Genomic DNA, 435 nt, shown 5'->3' on the forward strand with positions numbered 1-435 from the left:
ACTACGGTTATCGACACCGACATAAACGGCATACTTGGTATTTGGTTTCAAGCCAGTTAATTTCTGAGTGAGACTAACTTTTTCTTTGTTTCCTTGAATACGAAGCATATCGTTTGCCCCTTGAGACTTGACAATTTCTGCCTTAGAAGCATCGCCTGAAATGGTCCAATGTTTCAAGGTACCGCTATTAAATCCTTGGTCATAGATGTGCATGCCTTCACTCCATGACATTTCAGGTTTAGTTTGCTTCGAACGATAGAGAAAGTATGGTTGATTTGCTAGAAGATATAGGGTAATTTTACAATCTTTTACAGTTAGTTTTTGCTATTCTGTCTTACCTTGGTCAGTTAGCTTGTAAAGGTAAACCTTGCTCTTTGCCCAATCGCTTGGAAGGGTCCATGTTGTTGCACCGGCCTGCGTATTGAAGTAGTTCAT

2 protein-coding genes are annotated in these 435 nt (G+C 40.2%); both read right to left on the bottom strand.

Annotation, left to right across the window (positions count from 1 at the left end):
• On the bottom strand, positions 1–213 hold a 213-nt coding region (locus AC13HU_RS38210), incomplete at its 3' end, for a hypothetical protein (protein ID WP_483046585.1).
• A gap of 111 nt (positions 214–324) precedes the next feature.
• Positions 325–435, bottom strand: a complete 111-nt coding sequence (locus AC13HU_RS38215; protein WP_483046586.1) for a glycoside hydrolase family 101 beta sandwich domain-containing protein — start codon at positions 433–435, stop codon at positions 325–327.

The sequence above is a fragment of the Streptomyces sp. NH27 genome (assembly GCF_056859195.1).

Excerpts from the sequence above, each read along its gene's own strand:
- AC13HU_RS38215 (WP_483046586.1), bottom strand. The coding sequence starts at position 435 with ATGAACTACTTCAATACGCAGGCCGGTGCAACAACATGGACCCTTCCA.